At 71.3% G+C, this 15599-nt stretch carries 15 protein-coding genes; 9 read left to right on the top strand and 6 right to left on the bottom strand.

Annotation, left to right across the window (positions count from 1 at the left end; all coding sequences use genetic code 11):
• Positions 1 to 89: 89 nt before the first annotated feature.
• The 4 genes from ACYVLT_RS17635 to ACYVLT_RS17620 all read left to right on the top strand — a co-directional run bounded on the left by ACYVLT_RS17635 (position 90) and on the right by ACYVLT_RS17620 (position 3628).
• Positions 90 to 374 carry a transcriptional regulator gene (locus tag ACYVLT_RS17635; RefSeq protein WP_461121280.1) on the top strand — a complete coding sequence of 95 codons (285 nt, stop codon included), beginning with the start codon at positions 90 to 92 and terminating at the stop codon, positions 372 to 374.
• Positions 375 to 401: 27 nt separating this feature from the next.
• Entirely contained in the window at positions 402 to 1763 is a 1362-nt protein-coding gene (locus ACYVLT_RS17630; RefSeq protein ID WP_461121279.1) for a PPE domain-containing protein, read from the top strand.
• Positions 1763 to 2557 (top strand): ESX secretion-associated protein EspG, encoded by a 795-nt coding sequence (locus ACYVLT_RS17625; protein WP_461121278.1) that lies wholly within the window; start codon positions 1763 to 1765, stop codon positions 2555 to 2557. Before ACYVLT_RS17630 ends, ACYVLT_RS17625 begins: the two co-directional genes overlap by 1 nt.
• A 153-nt stretch (positions 2558 to 2710) precedes the next feature.
• A complete protein-coding gene (locus tag ACYVLT_RS17620) occupies positions 2711 to 3628 on the top strand; it encodes a DUF559 domain-containing protein (RefSeq protein ID WP_461121277.1) in 918 nt (305 codons plus the stop codon).
• Positions 3629 to 3686: 58 nt separating this feature from the next.
• Here the strand turns inward: ACYVLT_RS17620 and ACYVLT_RS17615 are convergent, their stop codons facing one another.
• Entirely contained in the window at positions 3687 to 4136 is a 450-nt protein-coding gene (locus ACYVLT_RS17615) for a gamma-glutamylcyclotransferase family protein (RefSeq protein ID WP_461121276.1), read from the bottom strand.
• 136 nt (positions 4137 to 4272) lie between these two features.
• Between ACYVLT_RS17615 and ACYVLT_RS17610 the strand changes: the two genes are divergently transcribed.
• The 3 genes from ACYVLT_RS17610 to ACYVLT_RS17600 all read left to right on the top strand — a co-directional run bounded on the left by ACYVLT_RS17610 (position 4273) and on the right by ACYVLT_RS17600 (position 7120).
• Complete coding sequence (locus ACYVLT_RS17610) at positions 4273 to 5676, top strand: NAD(P)H-quinone dehydrogenase (RefSeq protein ID WP_461121275.1); 1404 nt, start codon at positions 4273 to 4275, stop codon at positions 5674 to 5676.
• An 89-nt stretch (positions 5677 to 5765) separates the two neighbouring features.
• Positions 5766 to 6404, top strand: a complete 639-nt coding sequence (locus tag ACYVLT_RS17605) for a class F sortase (protein WP_461121274.1) — start codon at positions 5766 to 5768, stop codon at positions 6402 to 6404.
• A gap of 14 nt (positions 6405 to 6418) precedes the next feature.
• Positions 6419 to 7120: a hypothetical protein gene (locus ACYVLT_RS17600; RefSeq protein WP_461121273.1), complete on the top strand. Its 702-nt coding sequence runs from the start codon at positions 6419 to 6421 to the stop codon at positions 7118 to 7120.
• Between the two features lie 57 nt (positions 7121 to 7177).
• Here ACYVLT_RS17600 and glpK read toward each other — a convergent pair whose 3' ends face one another.
• Both glpK and ACYVLT_RS17590 read right to left on the bottom strand, forming a co-directional pair.
• Complete coding sequence (glpK, locus tag ACYVLT_RS17595) at positions 7178 to 8683, bottom strand: glycerol kinase GlpK (RefSeq protein ID WP_461121272.1); 1506 nt, start codon at positions 8681 to 8683, stop codon at positions 7178 to 7180.
• 14 nt (positions 8684 to 8697) lie between these two features.
• On the bottom strand, positions 8698 to 9438 hold the full coding sequence (locus ACYVLT_RS17590; protein ID WP_461121271.1) for an MIP/aquaporin family protein: 741 nt from the start codon (positions 9436 to 9438) through the stop codon (positions 8698 to 8700).
• A gap of 188 nt (positions 9439 to 9626) precedes the next feature.
• On the opposite strand from ACYVLT_RS17590, the gene ACYVLT_RS17585 reads away from it, so the two are divergent.
• Positions 9627 to 11348 (top strand): glycerol-3-phosphate dehydrogenase/oxidase, encoded by a 1722-nt coding sequence (locus ACYVLT_RS17585; protein ID WP_461121270.1) that lies wholly within the window; start codon positions 9627 to 9629, stop codon positions 11346 to 11348.
• 9 nt (positions 11349 to 11357) lie between these two features.
• Here ACYVLT_RS17585 and ACYVLT_RS17580 read toward each other — a convergent pair whose 3' ends face one another.
• Positions 11358 to 12233, bottom strand: coding sequence for a sigma-70 family RNA polymerase sigma factor (locus tag ACYVLT_RS17580; RefSeq protein ID WP_461121269.1), 876 nt, complete (start codon positions 12231 to 12233; stop codon positions 11358 to 11360).
• Positions 12234 to 12315: 82 nt separating this feature from the next.
• On the opposite strand from ACYVLT_RS17580, the gene ACYVLT_RS17575 reads away from it, so the two are divergent.
• On the top strand, positions 12316 to 12765 hold the full coding sequence (locus tag ACYVLT_RS17575; RefSeq protein WP_461121268.1) for a carboxymuconolactone decarboxylase family protein: 450 nt from the start codon (positions 12316 to 12318) through the stop codon (positions 12763 to 12765).
• Between the two features lie 356 nt (positions 12766 to 13121).
• Here ACYVLT_RS17575 and ACYVLT_RS17570 read toward each other — a convergent pair whose 3' ends face one another.
• Both ACYVLT_RS17570 and ACYVLT_RS17565 read right to left on the bottom strand, forming a co-directional pair.
• Positions 13122 to 14384 (bottom strand): M20 family metallopeptidase, encoded by a 1263-nt coding sequence (locus ACYVLT_RS17570; protein ID WP_461121267.1) that lies wholly within the window; start codon positions 14382 to 14384, stop codon positions 13122 to 13124.
• Positions 14381 to 15547 (bottom strand): M20 family metallopeptidase, encoded by a 1167-nt coding sequence (locus tag ACYVLT_RS17565; protein WP_461121266.1) that lies wholly within the window; start codon positions 15545 to 15547, stop codon positions 14381 to 14383. The genes ACYVLT_RS17570 and ACYVLT_RS17565 overlap by 4 nt, the downstream gene beginning before the upstream one ends.
• Positions 15548 to 15599: the final 52 nt, after the last annotated feature.

Here is a 15599-nt window from a genome sequence, read left to right as displayed (position 1 = left end):
CGTCGGAAGACCACGGCCACGGTGCTGACACGGGCTCACCACCGCCCCTGTCGCACACGTTGAACGTCGAGCCGAGTGCCATCCCCAGCTTGCGCAGCGCGTTCGCAGGCGCGTTGACGAAGCTGGACAAGCAGATCGAGCTGGCCATCACCGAGGTCAGGGTCCGACCCTGGGCCGGTGATCCGGTGAGCCAGGACGCCGCGGAGAGGTTCAACGAGCGGTCGCTCGAATCGGGCGACTCGGCGCTGATCGCGTTGGAGAACTACCAGCGGCAGCTCAAGTCGGCCATGGACGCGCTCAACCTGGTCGAGCAGCAGTACAAGTCCATCGAAGACGACAACACCGGGTTGATGGGACAGCAGGGCGGCCGCTGATCGCCCGGCGCAGGCAAGGGGAAGTTCATGCCCGATGGACACCGCTGGAGCGGGTACAGCCATGAAGAGCTGTACGAGCAGATCAACTCCGGGCCGGGGCCGAAGGCCTCGCACGCCTCGATGGAGCGGTGGCAGGGCGTCTCCGCCGCGTTGACCGAGATCAACTCCGAGCTGCACGCCGGCGTGCTGCGTTCCGGGGCTTCCTGGGAGGGCGGCGCGGCGGACCGGGCCCGGGCGGGCATCAACCCGCTGGCCGCGTGGGCGGACGACGCCCGTGCCGGCGCGGAGGTGATGCGCATCTCGGCCGAGCTCCAGGCGGACTACATCGCCAAGGCGCGCTCCGACATGCCGCCGCCGGTGAAGGTGACCGCGGAGCAGCCGAACATGCTCGTCAGCGTGGTGACCAACCTGGTCGGCGGGCAGACGGACTACGAGCAGCAGGAGAAGGCGCAGAACGCGGCCGAGCAGCGCGCGCGTGAGGTGATGACGACCTACGCCTCCAGCACCGTCTCGAACACCAGCACGTTGGGCCAGTTCCACCAGCCGCCGCAGTTGGTGATCAGCGCGCCCGAGGTCGTGCGCAACGACTCGGCGGGCGTGTCCGGGCCCGGTTGGGGGTACGGCGGTCCGCGCGGTGGCGGACGTGGCGGCGGTCGTGGTGGGTGGCGCGGCGGCCGTGGTGGTCGTGGCGGCTACTCGCCTCAGCGCCCGGCGGCTCAGCCGTGGTTCGGCGGCGGTTCGCCGACCGGCCCGTCCTCGGCGCCCGCGGCGGGGGCTGGGGCGGGGGCGGGGGCGACCAGACCTTCGTCGGCCACGTTACCGGCGTCCGCGTCGGGCCCGGCGACGTTCGGGCCGGGTGGCGTGATCGGCGGTGGCGGCGGCCAGCAGGACAAGGACCGGCGCAAGTCGTCGTCCGAGTCGCCCGACCTGACCAACGGCCAGCACGCCGGCAGCGGTGCGGGTGGCAACGGTGCGGGTGGCAGCGGCTCTGGTGGCTCTGGTGGCGGCGGTGCGAACCAGCAACTGCTCCCGGGCGCGGGCGGATCCCTGCCGCTGCCCAGCGGCACGACGTCGGTGAGCTCGGCGGAGATCGGTGCGTTCGCCACGGCCAACGCGCAGCACGCGGCGACGTCGACTCCCGGGTCGCCGGGCTCGATGCTCGGCGCGGGCGGACAGGTCGGCGGGAATGACACCGTGCACAAGCGCACCGTCGCGGCGCCGGCGCAGCCCACGTTCGACCCGTTCGGCGGACTGGGCGGTCCTCGTGGCGCGGAAGAGGAAGAGGATGCCACCCACGACGCCGCCGACTACCTTCGGCAGACGGACGACATCTACGGCGTTGGCGGGACCATCTCGCCCCCGGTGATCGGGGAGAGCACCACCCACTGATGACGACGTTCGGCTTGGACTTGGGCAGCAACGACCTGCGCGAACCCGTGACCATCTCGGCGCTGGAGTTCGACGTGCTGTGGGAGCACCTGCGGCTGGAGACCATGCCGCTGGTGCTCAAGGTGCCGTCGCCGGGCAAGACGCACGCCGAGCGGGCCGAGTTGGAGCAGCGGGCGTGGGCGGACCTGGACCGGCGGGGTCTGGGCCGCCCGGCTTCGCTGGACCCGTTGCTGGAGGACCTGCTGCACCTGCTCAACCGGCCGCAGCAGGAGGTGGACGGCCGTTTGTGGCTCGGGCACAGCGTGCGCGTCCTGGCGGCGGCGAAGGGCCAGTCGGGCGTGCTCGCGGTGCTGTCGCACGACCAGTTGACGCTGCGTCCGGCGTCCGGGGAAGGCCTGCCGCGCGAGGCCCTCTCCGTGTTGCCGCCGCTCCCCGCCGGCCCGGGGCACTCGGTGACCCTGCCCAGCGCCGACCTGGACGCCGCCGCGGCCGTCGCCAACACGCCCGACGACCTGCAGAACGCGTTGGTGGCACGGGGTGTCCGGGCGGAGGACGCCCGGACGTTGGCCGACATGTTCCGGGACGCGGGCAACCGCGGCCAGTTCGGCGCCGCGGCCCGTGACAAGTGGGGCAAGCGCGTCCGCCAGGAGCACGTCGTGTCGTTCTTCGACAACCCGCACGGCCGCTACATCCAACTCCGCCGCGCCACCCCGGGCCAACAACCCTGGAGCACCATCTCCCCCGTCGACTCCCGCCGCCTAATCCAACACCTGGACTCCCTAACCACCCCCTAACCGCTAGAGTCCAACACTCAACGCGCGAGAGTCCAACGTTCAACGCGCGAGAGTCCAACGTTCACGGCACCCGAATTCAACGCTCAGCTCGGCGCGGCTTCACACGATCAGGTGAGCCGTGTACGGAATCGGCGTCTAGGCGCTCGGTTCTACATGATCGAATTGCCTCCGGGCCTCCACGGCGCCTACCCGCGTACCCGTCTGCACGACCACATCGGCACGCAAGCGCTGAGCCGTGCCATCCGCGACGGCCACCTGGTCAACTACTGCCGCACGGTCGTCATCCGACGGGAACGCATGACCGACCTGCACACCCGAGCCGCCGCGGCGCTGCTCATGGCCGGTCCGGGTGCCGTGCTGACCGACCACACGGCCGCCTGGCTGCACGGCTGCACGGCCGCCGAGACCCATCGAGTGCACATCCTGCTGGACTACGACCGCCGGCTCCGACCGCGCCCGGACCTGGCCGTCCACTACCACTCGTACGACCGAGCGGACGTGGTCGAGGTCGACGGCCTGCGCAGCATGGTGCTCGACTTCACCATCGCCGACCTGCTCTGCCGTGCGCGCCACCGTTCCACGGCCCTGGCCTGCGCGGATCAGGCACTCGGCGCTCTCCCACCGCAGCAGCGTGCCGCGTTCAAGGCCGACCTCGCGGTCCGCATCACGACCCGTCGTGACCACCGCGGTCGGAGGCAAGGAGTGTTCCTGCTGGATCTCGCCACCGGACTGCCCGAGTCACCCGCGGAGAGCGCGCTCCTGCTCAGCATCGCCGAAGCGGGTTTCCCGCTCCCCCAGCCACAGTACTCGATCCGCGACCTCGACGACCGCGAGGTCTGGCGCCTGGACTTCGCCTGGCCCGACGCACGCATGGCGCTTGAGTACGACGGCTACGCCGCGCACGTCGACAAAGCCGAGGCCGACCAAGCCCGTGACGAGGACTTGCGCCGGCGCGGTTGGAAGGTGCTCCGCGCCGACGTCTCGGACCTGCGCGACCCCACGCGGCTGTTTCGACAGCTGAGTGTTGAACTCGGGGGTCCTGAACGTAGGACTCACGCGTTCTGGGTGTAGGACTCACGCGCGTTGAACGTAGGACTCTCGCGGCGTGAGTGTTGGACTCTCGCGGGGGTCAGGGGCCGATGCCTTGGCAGGGGCGGGTGCGGAGGTCGGCTACGTAGTCGTCGGGGGCGCCGGCGGCTTCGGCGGCGTCGGCCACCACGCCGATGTAGCGCGCCGAGGGCAGGCCGCCTTCGTAGGCGTCCAGGATGTAGAGCCAGGCGGTGACCGAGCCTTCCAGGGTTTGGACGCGGAGGCGGATCTTCTTGTAGAGGCCGAGGGCGCCTTCCCATCGGTCGAGTCGGGACTCGTCACGCGGGCTCACGTCGTAGAGCACGCAGAACACCTGCGAGTCGGGGTCTTCGACGATGGTGGCGAGCGCGCCCTCCCAGCCCAGGTCCTCGCCACCGAACGTCAGACGCCATCCGGCGAGCCACCCGGTCCCCGCCATCGGGGAGTAGGGGGCTCGCTCCATCATCTGGTTCGGGTCCATGTTGGACCCGTACGCGGCATAGAGCGGCACGAGGACAGCCTAGCGACCTCGCGATCACCGCGAGGCACCAGAAGACCGGACGACACACCCCGACACCCGACCGCGTACGGTTACCAGCGGCTTCCAGCGGCGCGAACGGCGCCGACGACCACGAGGAGGACGTGTCGTGACCCGCATCGTCATCATGGGCGGTGGCCCCGCAGGTTACGAGGCGGCACTGGTCGCGGCCCAGCACGGGGCCGACGTGACCATCGTGGAACGCGAGGGCCTCGGCGGCGCCTGCGTGCTCTACGACTGCGTGCCGTCGAAGACGTTCATCGCCTCCGCCGGCGGCCGCAGCGCCTTCCGCAACGCCGGTGAGCTGGGCATTCGCACGAACAACGCGGAAGCGGCGGTCGAGCTGCCGGTCGTCCACGGACGGGTGAAGGGCCTTGCGCTCGCCCAGTCCGCCGACGTCCGCGCCCGCCTCCAGCGCGAGGGCGTCCGGATCGTCAACGGCATCGGCAAGTTCTGCGACAACGCCCGCGGCCTCGCCCAGCACGAGGTCGTGGCGGTCGCGGACGACGGCACGAAGGAAGTCCTGCCCGCCGATGTGGTGCTCATCGCAACCGGTGCGACCCCGCGCGTGTTGCCCGGCGCCGAGCCCGACGGCAAGCGGATCCTGACCTGGCGGCAGATCTACGACCTCCCCGAGCTGCCGGAGCACCTCGCCGTCATCGGTTCGGGTGTCACCGGGGTGGAGTTCGCCTCCGCGTACACCGAACTGGGTGTGAAGGTGACCATGGTCTCCAGCCGCGACCGGGTGCTCCCGCACGAGGACGCCGACGCGGCTGTGGTGCTGGAGGACGTGTTCGCCGAACGCGGCACGGCGGTGGTCAAGCACGCCCGCGCGGACCGGGTCGAGAACGTCGGCGACGGCGTCCTGATTCACTTGGAAGACGGTCGCACGATCGAGGCGAGCCACGCCCTGATGACGGTCGGCTCCGTCCCGAACACCGCCGACCTGGGCCTGGACAAGATCGGCATCGAGCTCGGTCGAGGCGGGTACATCCCGGTCGACCGGGTCTCGCGCACCAACGTCGCCGGCGTCTACGCGGCGGGCGACTGCACGGGCCTGCTGCTGCTGGCCAGCGTCGCCGCCATGCAGGGCCGCATCGCCATGTGGCACGCGCTCGGCGAGGGCGTCAGCCCGATCCGGCTCAAGACGGTCGCGGCGAACGTGTTCACCAACCCGGAGATCGCCAGCGTCGGCATCAGCCAGCAGGCGATCGACTCCGGCGAGGTGCCCGCGCGCACGATCATGCTGCCGCTGGCCACCAACCCGCGGGCGAAGATGGAAGGCCTGCGCCGCGGTTTCGTCAAGCTGTTCTGCCGCCCGGCGACCGGGGTGGTGATCGGCGGTGTCGTGGTCGCGCCGAACGCCAGCGAGCTGATCCTGTCGATCACGCTGGCCGTGCAGAACCAGCTCACGGTGGACGACCTGGCGACCACGTTCTCCGTCTACCCGTCCCTGACCGGTTCGATCACCGAGGCCGGTCGCCAGCTCATGCGTCACGACGACCTCGACTGAATACCCCCGTCGGAGACCTCCACTAGGCGGATCGGGTGATAGTGAGCGGTTGATCACTACTCCGACCTGAGCAGGCGGACGCTGGCCATATGCCGCTGTCCCGCCTGCACGCCGCCGTGTTGGCACAAGCGCTCGCCCTCACGCTGACCGGTTGCGCGACGACCGCGACCACGACCGCGACCACGACGGCGATCACGACAGCGGCTTCGACGGCAACGTCGGCGGAAAGCACGAAAGCGACGGAAAGCACCACAGGGGCCGCGGCGGGCGCGGTCGGAGCGCGGGTCGCACCGGTCGAGGTGAACGTGCCGAAGATCGCCGCGCGCTCGTCGCTGATCCCGCTGGGCCTCAACCCGGACGAAACCGTCGAAGTGCCGCCGGTCTCACAGCCCATGCAGGCCGGTTGGTACGTCCACGCGCGGGCACCGGGCGAGCCGGGCCCCGCGATCATCCTCGGCCACGTCGACGGCAACTCGCAGCCGGGCATCTTCCACCGGCTGCGCGAACTCGTCGTCGGCGACGAGGTCGAGGTGTCCAGGGCCGACGGTTCGACGCTGAGGTTCCGCGTCGACGCGGTCGAGCAGGTCGCCAAGGAGCGGTTCCCGACCGACGCCGTGTACGGGGACACGCCCGGACCCGAACTGCGCCTGATCACGTGCGGCGGCACGTTCGACCGGACCGGCGGCAGCTATCTCGACAACATCATCGTGTACGCCAAGTTGATCTGAGAGGACCACCGGAAATGCAACGAAGACCGCTCACCCGGCCCGCTGTGCTGGCCGCCGTGTTATTGCTCGCAACAGCCACCGCCACCGCCTCCACGACCGCCACCGCCGGGGCGAGCACCCCCGACCACGGGGCGCCGACGCTCCTGCTGTCGCCGACCGAGGTCGAGCCCGGCGGCGAGATCACCGTCACGGCCGGCGGCATGTGCGAGGCGCACGACCGGGCCACGTCACCCGGTTTCGCCGCGCCGATCGGCTTCCAGGACTCGGGCGGCACGCGGGTCGCCCGCGGCCGGGTGATCACCACCCCGGGCACCTACACCGCGCGGCTCGACTGCCTGTGGCACCGGCAACCGGGCTACGCGACGTTCACCATCCTGTCGCCGCCGCTGCGGGCGTTCACGTTGAGCCCGGCGCAGGTACGGCCCGGTGGTGAGCTGACCGCCCGCATCCCCGCCGAGCACGACTGCACGGGGACGACGGTCGAGTCGACCGGGTTCGTGGCGCCGCTGGAACTCCGGCCCCAGGGCGCCGAACTCGTCGGCACCGCGAGGGCGGTCGCCGCACCGGGCGCCTACCAGGCGACCATGCAGTGCCGCGACGGCCTGTTCGCGGTCGGTTTCAGCGTGCTCGGCGACCCGCCGGCGAACCAGCCGCCGCGTCAGCCGGTCAAGAAGCCGAAGGGCGCGCCGGACACCGGCGGAGGCGGCACCTCCTGACCTGCTGGGGGGCGCCACCACCTGGCGACGCCCCCCGACCTGCCAGTCGACCCCCTGCTAGTCGACCCAGTCGAAGGTCCTGGTCACGGCCTTCTTCCAGGACGCGTAGGTCCGAGCACGGGCCTCGTCGTCCATCGCCGGATCCCACTGCTTGTCCTGCGCCCAGTTCTGCCGGATGTCGTCCTCCGACGCCCAGAACCCGACCGCCAGGCCCGCCGCGTAGGCCGCACCCAGCGCGGTCGTCTCGTTCACCACCGGCCGGATCACCGGCACGCCCAGGATGTCGGCCTGGAACTGCATCAGCAGCTCGTTGACGACCATGCCGCCGTCGACCTTCAACGACTTCAGCGGCACGCCCGAGTCGGCGTTCATCGCGTCGATCACCTCACGGGTCTGGAACGCCGTCGCCTCCAGCACCGCGCGCGCCAGGTGGCCCTTGTTCACGAACCGGGTCAGCCCGACGATCGCGCCACGCGCGTCCGAACGCCAGTACGGCGCGAACAGGCCGGAGAACGCGGGCACGAAGTACGCGCCGCCGTTGTCCTCCACCGTGCGGGCGTGCTCCTCGATCTCGGCGGCCGTCGAGATCATGCCGAGGTTGTCGCGCAGCCACTGCACGAGCGACCCGGTGACCGCGATCGAACCCTCCAGCGCGTACACCGGCGCCTGCGAGCCGATCTTGTAGCAGACCGTGGTGAGCAGCCCGTTCTCGCTCATCACCTTGTCCGTGCCGGTGTTGAGCAGCACGAAGTTGCCGGTGCCGTAGGTGTTCTTGGCCTCGCCCGGCGACAGGCACGCCTGGCCGAACGTCGCCGCCTGCTGGTCGCCGAGGATGCCCGAGATCGGCACGCCGGCCAGCGCGCCGCGTTCGCGCACCCTGCCGTACTCCTCGGACGACGACCGGATCTCCGGCAGCATCGACAGGGGGATGCCCATGTCGGCCGCGATGCCCTCGTCCCAGCTCAGCGTGTCGAGGTCCATCAGCAGCGTGCGGGACGCGTTGGTGGGGTCGGTGACGTGCACGCCGCCGTCGACCCCGCCCGTCATGTTCCACAGCACCCACGTGTCCATGTTCCCGAACAGCAGGTCACCGGCCTCGGCACGCTCCCGCGCGCCCTCGACGTTGTCCAGGACCCAGCGGATCTTGGGGCCGGAGAAGTACGTCGCCAGCGGCAGGCCGGTCTTGTCCCGGTACCGCTCCTGACCACCGCCCAAAGCGGCCAGGTCCTGGCAGATCTTGTCGGTGCGGGTGTCCTGCCAGACGATCGCGTTGTAGACCGGCTGCCCGGTGGTCCTGTCCCAGACGAGCGCGGTCTCGCGCTGGTTGGTGATGCCGACCGCGGCGATGTCGGCGGCGGTGAGGTCGGCCTTGGCCAACGCGCCCGCGGCCACCTGCCTGGCGTTGGTCCAGATCTCGTTCGCGTCGTGCTCGACCCACCCGGCCCTGGGGAAGATCTGCTCGTGCTCCTTCTGGTCGACGGAGACCACCCGGCCCGAGTGGTCGAAGACCATGCACCGGGTCGACGTCGTGCCCTGGTCGATCGCGGCCACGTACTTCGTCATGCGCTGGAGTCCTTTCAGACCGGGAGAACCAGGTACAGGAGTGCGGCGAGCGCGCCACCGACGAGCGGGCCGACCACCGGCACCCAGGCGTAGCCCCACTCGGCGCTGCCCTTGTCGCGGATGGGCAGGATCGCGTAGGCGATGCGCGGACCGAGGTCGCGGGCGGGGTTGATGGCGTAGCCGGTGGGGCCGCCGAGCGAGGCGCCGATGCCGATCACGACGAACGCGACACCGGCGTAGCCGAGGGCGGAGTTGCCCAGCTGCGGGACGCCGTCCGCGGTCTCCTTCGCGGCCGGGCTCAGCAGGACCCACGCGACCAGCACGAACGTGCCGATCACCTCGGTGACGACGTTCCAGCCGGCCTTGGGGATGGTCGGGCCCGTGCAGAAGATGCCGCGCGTGCCCGCCGGGTCGTCGTGCGCGTCGAACTGCGCCTTGTACGCCAGCCAGGCGAGCACGGCGCCGAGGAACGCGCCGACCAGCTGACCGGCGAAGTAGACGGGGACCTGGTCCCAGGGCGTCTTGTCCGCGATGGCCAGACCGAGGGTCACCGCGGGGTTGAGGTGCGCGCCGCTCGGCGCGGCGATGCTGGCGCCCGCGAAGACCGCGAAACCCCAGCCCAGGTTGATCAGGAGCCAGCCACCGGCGTTGCCCAGCGTGTCCTTCAGGACGACGTTGGCGACGACACCCGCACCCAGCAGGATCAGGATCGCGGTGCCCAGCAATTCCCACACGAAGATCGAGCCACTGCTCACTCGCCGACCTCCTCGCCTTGACAGGAGGCAGCACGGTCCGGGTCCGGCGGCGCTGCCCACCCCACAATGCATGTTGACGCTAGTTCCGGCCTGATCAGTTGTCCACGGGTGGCGTACCAGCGGGTAACGTGGTCGAGTCAGTCCTGGTCTGGCCAGTCGGTTCGAGCATCAGGGAGGCGTCAGTGGTCATGCGCAAGCACCCCACCACGGCAGGCCGGCTCGGACCGCTCGAACGCGCCCAGGCCTGGGACCGCCTCGCCGCGGAGACGTTCGACCTGGTGATCATCGGTGGCGGCGTGGTCGGCGTCGGTTCCGCGCTGGACGCCGCGACCCGCGGTCTGCGGGTGGCCCTGGTCGAGGCGCGCGACCTGGCCTCGGGCACGTCGAGCCGGTCGTCCAAGCTGTTCCACGGCGGTCTGCGGTACCTGGAGCAGCTGGAGTTCGGGCTCGTGCGGGAGGCGCTGCGGGAACGCGAGCTGATGCTGACCCGCCTGGCACCGCACCTGGTCAAGCCCGTGCCGTTCCTGTACCCGCTGACGCACCGCGGCTGGGAGCGCCCGTACACCGCGGCCGGCCTGCTCATGTACGACACGATGGGCGGCGCGCGGTCCGTGCCGGGCCAGAAGCACCTGACCAAGGCCGGCGCGCTGCGGCTGGTGCCGGCGTTGAAGCCGACCGCGCTGGTCGGCGGGATCAGGTACTACGACGCGCAGGCCGACGACGCGCGGCACACCATGATGGTCGGGCGGACCGCGGCGCACTACGGGGCGGTCGTGCGGTCGTCCACGCAGGTCGTGGGCTTCCTGCGGGAGGCGGACCGGGTGTCCGGGGTGCGGGTGCGCGACGTGGAGGACGGGCGGGAGACGTCCGTGCGGGCGCACGCGGTGATCAACGCGACCGGGGTGTGGACCGACGAGTTGCAGCGGTTGTCGGGCAGTCGCGGTCGGTTCCGGGTGCGGGCCTCCAAGGGCGTGCACATCGTCGTGCCGCGCGATCGGATCGTGTCCGAGTCGGGGTTGATCCTGCGCACGGAGAAGTCGGTGCTGTTCGTGATCCCGTGGCGAAATCACTGGATCGTGGGAACGACCGACACCGATTGGAAACTCGACCTGGCGCACCCGGCGGCGACGCGCAAGGACATCGACTACATCCTGGAGCACGTCAACGAGGTGCTCGCGACGCCGTTGACGCACGACGACATCGAGGGCGTGTACGCCGGGCTGCGGCCGTTGCTGGCGGGTGAGAGCGAGTCGACGTCGAAGCTGTCCCGCGAGCACGCGGTGGCGCGGGTGGCGCCCGGTCTGGTCGCGATCGCCGGTGGCAAGTACACGACCTACCGGGTGATGGGCGCGGACGCGGTGGACGCGGCCTCGGTGGACCTGCCGGGCCGGATCCAGCCGTCGATCACCGACAAGGTCCCGCTGATCGGCGCGGACGGGTACCACGCCCTGGTCAACCAGGCGGACCAGCTGGCGACCCGGTACGGCCTGCACCCGTACCGGGTGCGGCACCTGCTGGACCGCTACGGGTCCCTGGTGCACGAGGTGCTGGAGTCGGCGGATCCGGAGCTGCTCAAGCCCGTGCCCGCGGCACCGGACTACCTCCAGGTCGAGGTCGTCTACGCCGCGTCGCACGAGGGTGCGCTGCACCTGGAGGACGTGCTGACCCGGCGCACCAGGATCTCGATCGAGTACCCGCACCGGGGCGTCGAGTGCGCCCTGCCGGTGGCCCGCCTGATGGCGACCGTCCACGGCTGGGACGACGCCATGGTCGCGCACGAGGTCTCGGTCTACACCGCGCGCGTGGACGCGGAGCGGGCCTCGCAGGCGGAGCCGGACGACCAGGCGGCGGACGCCGTGCGCTCGGCAGCGCCCGAGGCCCGGCCGGAGATCACCGAACCGGTGAGCTGACGCCGGGGGTCACGCCGGGTCCGGCAGGTCCACGAGGGCCAGCTTGGCCGGGTCGACCACGGTCCTGATGCCCGTGATCCGGCCGTCCACCACGGTGAACGCCATGACCGACAGCGGGGTGCCGTCCTCGCGCCAGGAGACCATGCCGGGCAGGCCGTTGACGAGGACCGGTCGTCCGTGTGCCGCGGCCGCGGCCAGTCGGGCGCGGGTGGCGACCTCGGTGGCGCCGAGGACGACGACCACGCCGTCGGCGGTGTCGACGGTCAGCTCCACGTCGGGGTCGAGCACGCGCAGCAGGCCTTCGAAGTCGCCGTGGCGGGCGGCGTCGAGGAAGGCCCGCACCACTTCCCGCCGCTCCCGGCCCGCCGACGGGGCGCGGTCGCCCGTCCGCACCTTCCTGCGGGCGCGGCTGGCGAGCATCTTGGCCGCGTCGGTGGACTTGCCAAGGATCCGGCCGATCTCGTCGAACGGCACGGCGAACAGGTCGTGCAGCACGAACGCCAGCCGTTCGGCCGGTCCGAGCGAGTCGAGGACGACGAGCAGCGCGAGCCCCACCGAGTCGGCCAGCGCCACGTCGTCCTCGGGCGCGAGGGCGTCGTCCGCGGTCACGAGCAGGTCGGGCAGCCCGTCGTCGTAGGACGCCTCGGGTCGGGCCTGGCGTGAGCGCAGGACGTCGAGGCTCAGCCTGCCGACCACGGTGGTCAGCCAGGCGGCGAGGTTGTGGATGGTGCCCGGGTCCTGGCGGGAGAGCCGGAGCCAGGCTTCCTGGACCACGTCCTCGGCGTCGGCGTGCGAGCCGAGCACCCGGTGGGCGATCGCGCGCAGTCGGTCGCGCTGCGCCTCGAACTGCTCGGTCACCGGGGTCGTCGGGATGGTGTCGGACATGTCGTTACCTTTCTCCGCGCTGCTCCGTCATGGGTGATGACGGGCCCGGGAGGGCGCAGGTAACCGGTGAGGAGCAAGACCGATGGAAGCACGCGTGAAGAGCTCGGCCAACCCCGATGTGACCTCGGCGATCCAGCGGCTGCACAAGGCGATGCACGCCAGCGGCGTCGACCCGGTGGTGCTCGAACTGGTGCACCTGCGGGCCAGCCAGATCAACGGGTGCAGCCCCTGCGTGTTCAGCGGGGTCGCGGCGGCGAAGAAGCGGGGGGAGAGCGACGAGCGGTTGCACAACGTGGTGACGTGGCGCGAGACGCCGTTCTTCACCGAGCCGGAGCGGGCGGCGCTCGCGCTGGCCGAGGCGGCGACCAGGATCCAGGACGGCGCGCCCGGCGTGACCGACGAGGTCTGGGCCGAGGCCGCCGAGCACTTCGACGAGCCGCAACTGGGCGCGATCGTGCTGGGCGTCGCGTTGACCAACTTCTTCAACCGGATCAACCGCGCGGTGCGGGAGCAGGCCGGCAAGGCCTGGTGACCGGTGCGCCGGCCCCGACTCGGCGGCCGTCGGGCCGGCGGTGCGTGCCGGTGCCCCCCACAGCTGGTTGGCGGCCACGCGAGCCAGTTCGGCGTCGTACTCGGCGGCGGTGCAAGGTGGCGCCGCAGTGCAACGGCACGTCCCGCGACCACTCCCGGTGTTCGTCCAGGTCGGTCGCGCGGTGGGGCGCCGGCCGGCTCGCGCAACGCGGGCGAGTCCGGCTCGGCGGGCGTCGGGTCGGTCCTGCTCAGTTGTCCACAGGCCGCCCCCAGCGGCCTGAAATCGTCAGTCCGCTGTGGCAGGGTAAAAGCAGGGGTCCCTCTGGCGGGGACCCCTGCAAAGCACGAGTCGAGCGGTCAGGCCAAGGCCGCCAGCGCGGCGTGCACCATCACCCGCACGCCCACCAGCAGTGCCCGTTCGTCCAGGTCGAACCCGGGCTGGTGGAGGTCCTTCTGCTTCCCCACCCCGTCCCAGACGCCCAACCGGGCGAACGAGCCGGGCACCTGCTCCAGGTACCAGCCGAAGTCCTCGCCGCCGGACGACTGCTCGGTGCCCGCCAGCGCGTCCTCGCCCAACGCCGCCTCGACGCCGGCGCGCAACAGCATCGTGCTCTCCCGGTCGTTCACCACGGGTGGCACGCCGCGGCGGTGGTGCAGGTCGAAGCCGACGCCGGTCGGGGCCAGCAGCGCGCCCACCAGCTCCTTGATCAACGGCTCCAGCTCGGCCCAGATGTCGCGATCCCCGGTGCGCAGCGTGCCGCGCAGCACGCCGTCCTGCGGCACGGCGTTCGGCGCCTCGCCCGCGTGCACCGCGCCCCACACCAGCACCGTCCCCGAACGGGGGTCCACCCGACGGGACAGCAGCCCCGGCAGGCCCGTGATCACGGTCCCGAGCGCGTGCACCAGGTCCGCCGTCAGGTGCGGCCGGGACGTGTGGCCGCCCGGCGACGTCAGCCGCAGCTCCAGCATGTCGCTGGCCGACGTGATCGCACCGATCCGCGTCCCGATCCGGCCGACCTCCAGCCGCGGGTCGCAGTGCAGGCCGAAGATGCGCTCCACCCCGTCCAGCCCGCCCGCCGCCAGCACGTCGAGCGCGCCACCGGGCATGACCTCCTCGGCCGGCTGGAACACCAACCTCACCCGTCCGGGCAGCTCGGTGGCCGAGGCCAGCGCCAACGCGGCACCCAGCAGCACCGTGGTGTGCGCGTCGTGCCCGCACGCGTGCGTGACGCCGTCCACAGTGGACGAGTACGGCGCGCCGGTGTTCTCCGGCAGCGGCAGGGCGTCGATGTCCGCGCGCAGCGCCACGCACCGCGGCCCGGAGCCGACGTCGCAGACCAGGCCCGTCCCACCAGGTAGGACGCGTGGCTTCAACCCCGCCGAGCGCAGCACGTCGGCGATCAGCTCGGTGGTGGCGTACTCCTGCCGGGACAGCTCCGGGTGCGCGTGGAGGTGCCGGCGCCAGGCGACGACCTCGGAGGCGTTCGCCGCCAGCCAGTCGTCCAGCCACGAGGGTCCGCGACCCTCACCGGGATCATCCACAGGGGCAATGCTGACCCCACGGTCGGTCAACAGCACCTCGGCACCCTCCTCCGGCAGCAGCGAGTCCAGGACCGTCATGCCACACCCGCCAACAGTCGAGAACGCTGCTCACCGTCGGTGGCAGTGGAAATGGTGGTCCAGGCGAGGGCCAGTGCCCCGTCGAGCACCGCGCGGTCGGCAGAGGCCGACGCACAGGCGGTCGCGAACTCGATTTGGTGGTTCACCGCGTCTCCGCAGTCGATGGCGATGGTCGGGTGGATGGCCGGCAGCGCACGGGTGATGTTGCCCATGTCGGTGCTGCCGATCTTCTCCTTGAGCTCCTCCTCGGGGCTCAACGGATGCCTGCCCAGCTCGATCGCGGCACGCCGGTAGGCGTCCGCGAGCCATGGGTCCGGGCTCAGCTCGGCGTACACCGGCGAGACCTTCACGACCTCGTGGGTGCAGCCGGTGGCGATGGCGCCGGCCTCGAAGCAGCGGTTCATCCGCTCCTCCAGCCGGCGCAGCGAGTCGAGGTCGTCGGCGCGCAGGTCGAACATCGCCGACGTGCGCGCGGGCACCACGTTCGGCACGGTGCCGCCGCGGGTGACGATGCCGCTGACCATCTGGCCGGGCTCCAGGTGCTGCCGGGCGAGCCCGATGGCGACCTGGGCGACGGTGATCGCGTCGGCGGCGTTCACGCCCAGGTGGGGCGCGGCGGCCGCGTGCGAGGGCTTGCCGGTGTAGTGGACCTCGACGTCGGTAATGGCCAGCGATCGCGCGGCGACGGCCTCGTAGGGAGCCGGGTGCACCATCATCGAGAACGCCACGTCGTCGAATACCCCGCGTTCGAGCATCAGCACCTTGCCGCCGCCGACCTCTTCGGCCGGGGTGCCGATCACCCGCACGGTGAGGTCGAGCTCGTCGGCCAGGTCACGCAGCGCGAGGGCCGCGCCAGCGGACGCGGCGGCGATGACGTTGTGCCCGCACGCGTGGCCGACCTCGGGCAGCGCGTCGTACTCCGCGCACAGCCCGAGCACCAGCTCACCGGAGCCGAACGACGCGGTGAACGCCGTCTCCAGGTCCGCGACCCCGCGCTCGACCTCGAAGCCCTCGGCGGCGAGCAGGTCGGCGACCTTGGCCGCGCTGCGGTGCTCGGCGAACGCCTGCTCGGGCTCCGCGTGGATGCTGCGGGAGAGGCCTACCAGCGCATTCGAGTACCGCTCGACGGCCGAGCGCGTGCTCATCTTGAAGTCGGTACTCATTTGCGTCCATCCTGCATCACGGCCTGGCGGGCACGACGCACCCCTGGTTGAT

The sequence above is a fragment of the Saccharothrix stipae genome (genome assembly GCF_054781895.1).
This window is presented reverse-complemented; position numbering and strand designations above follow the sequence as displayed.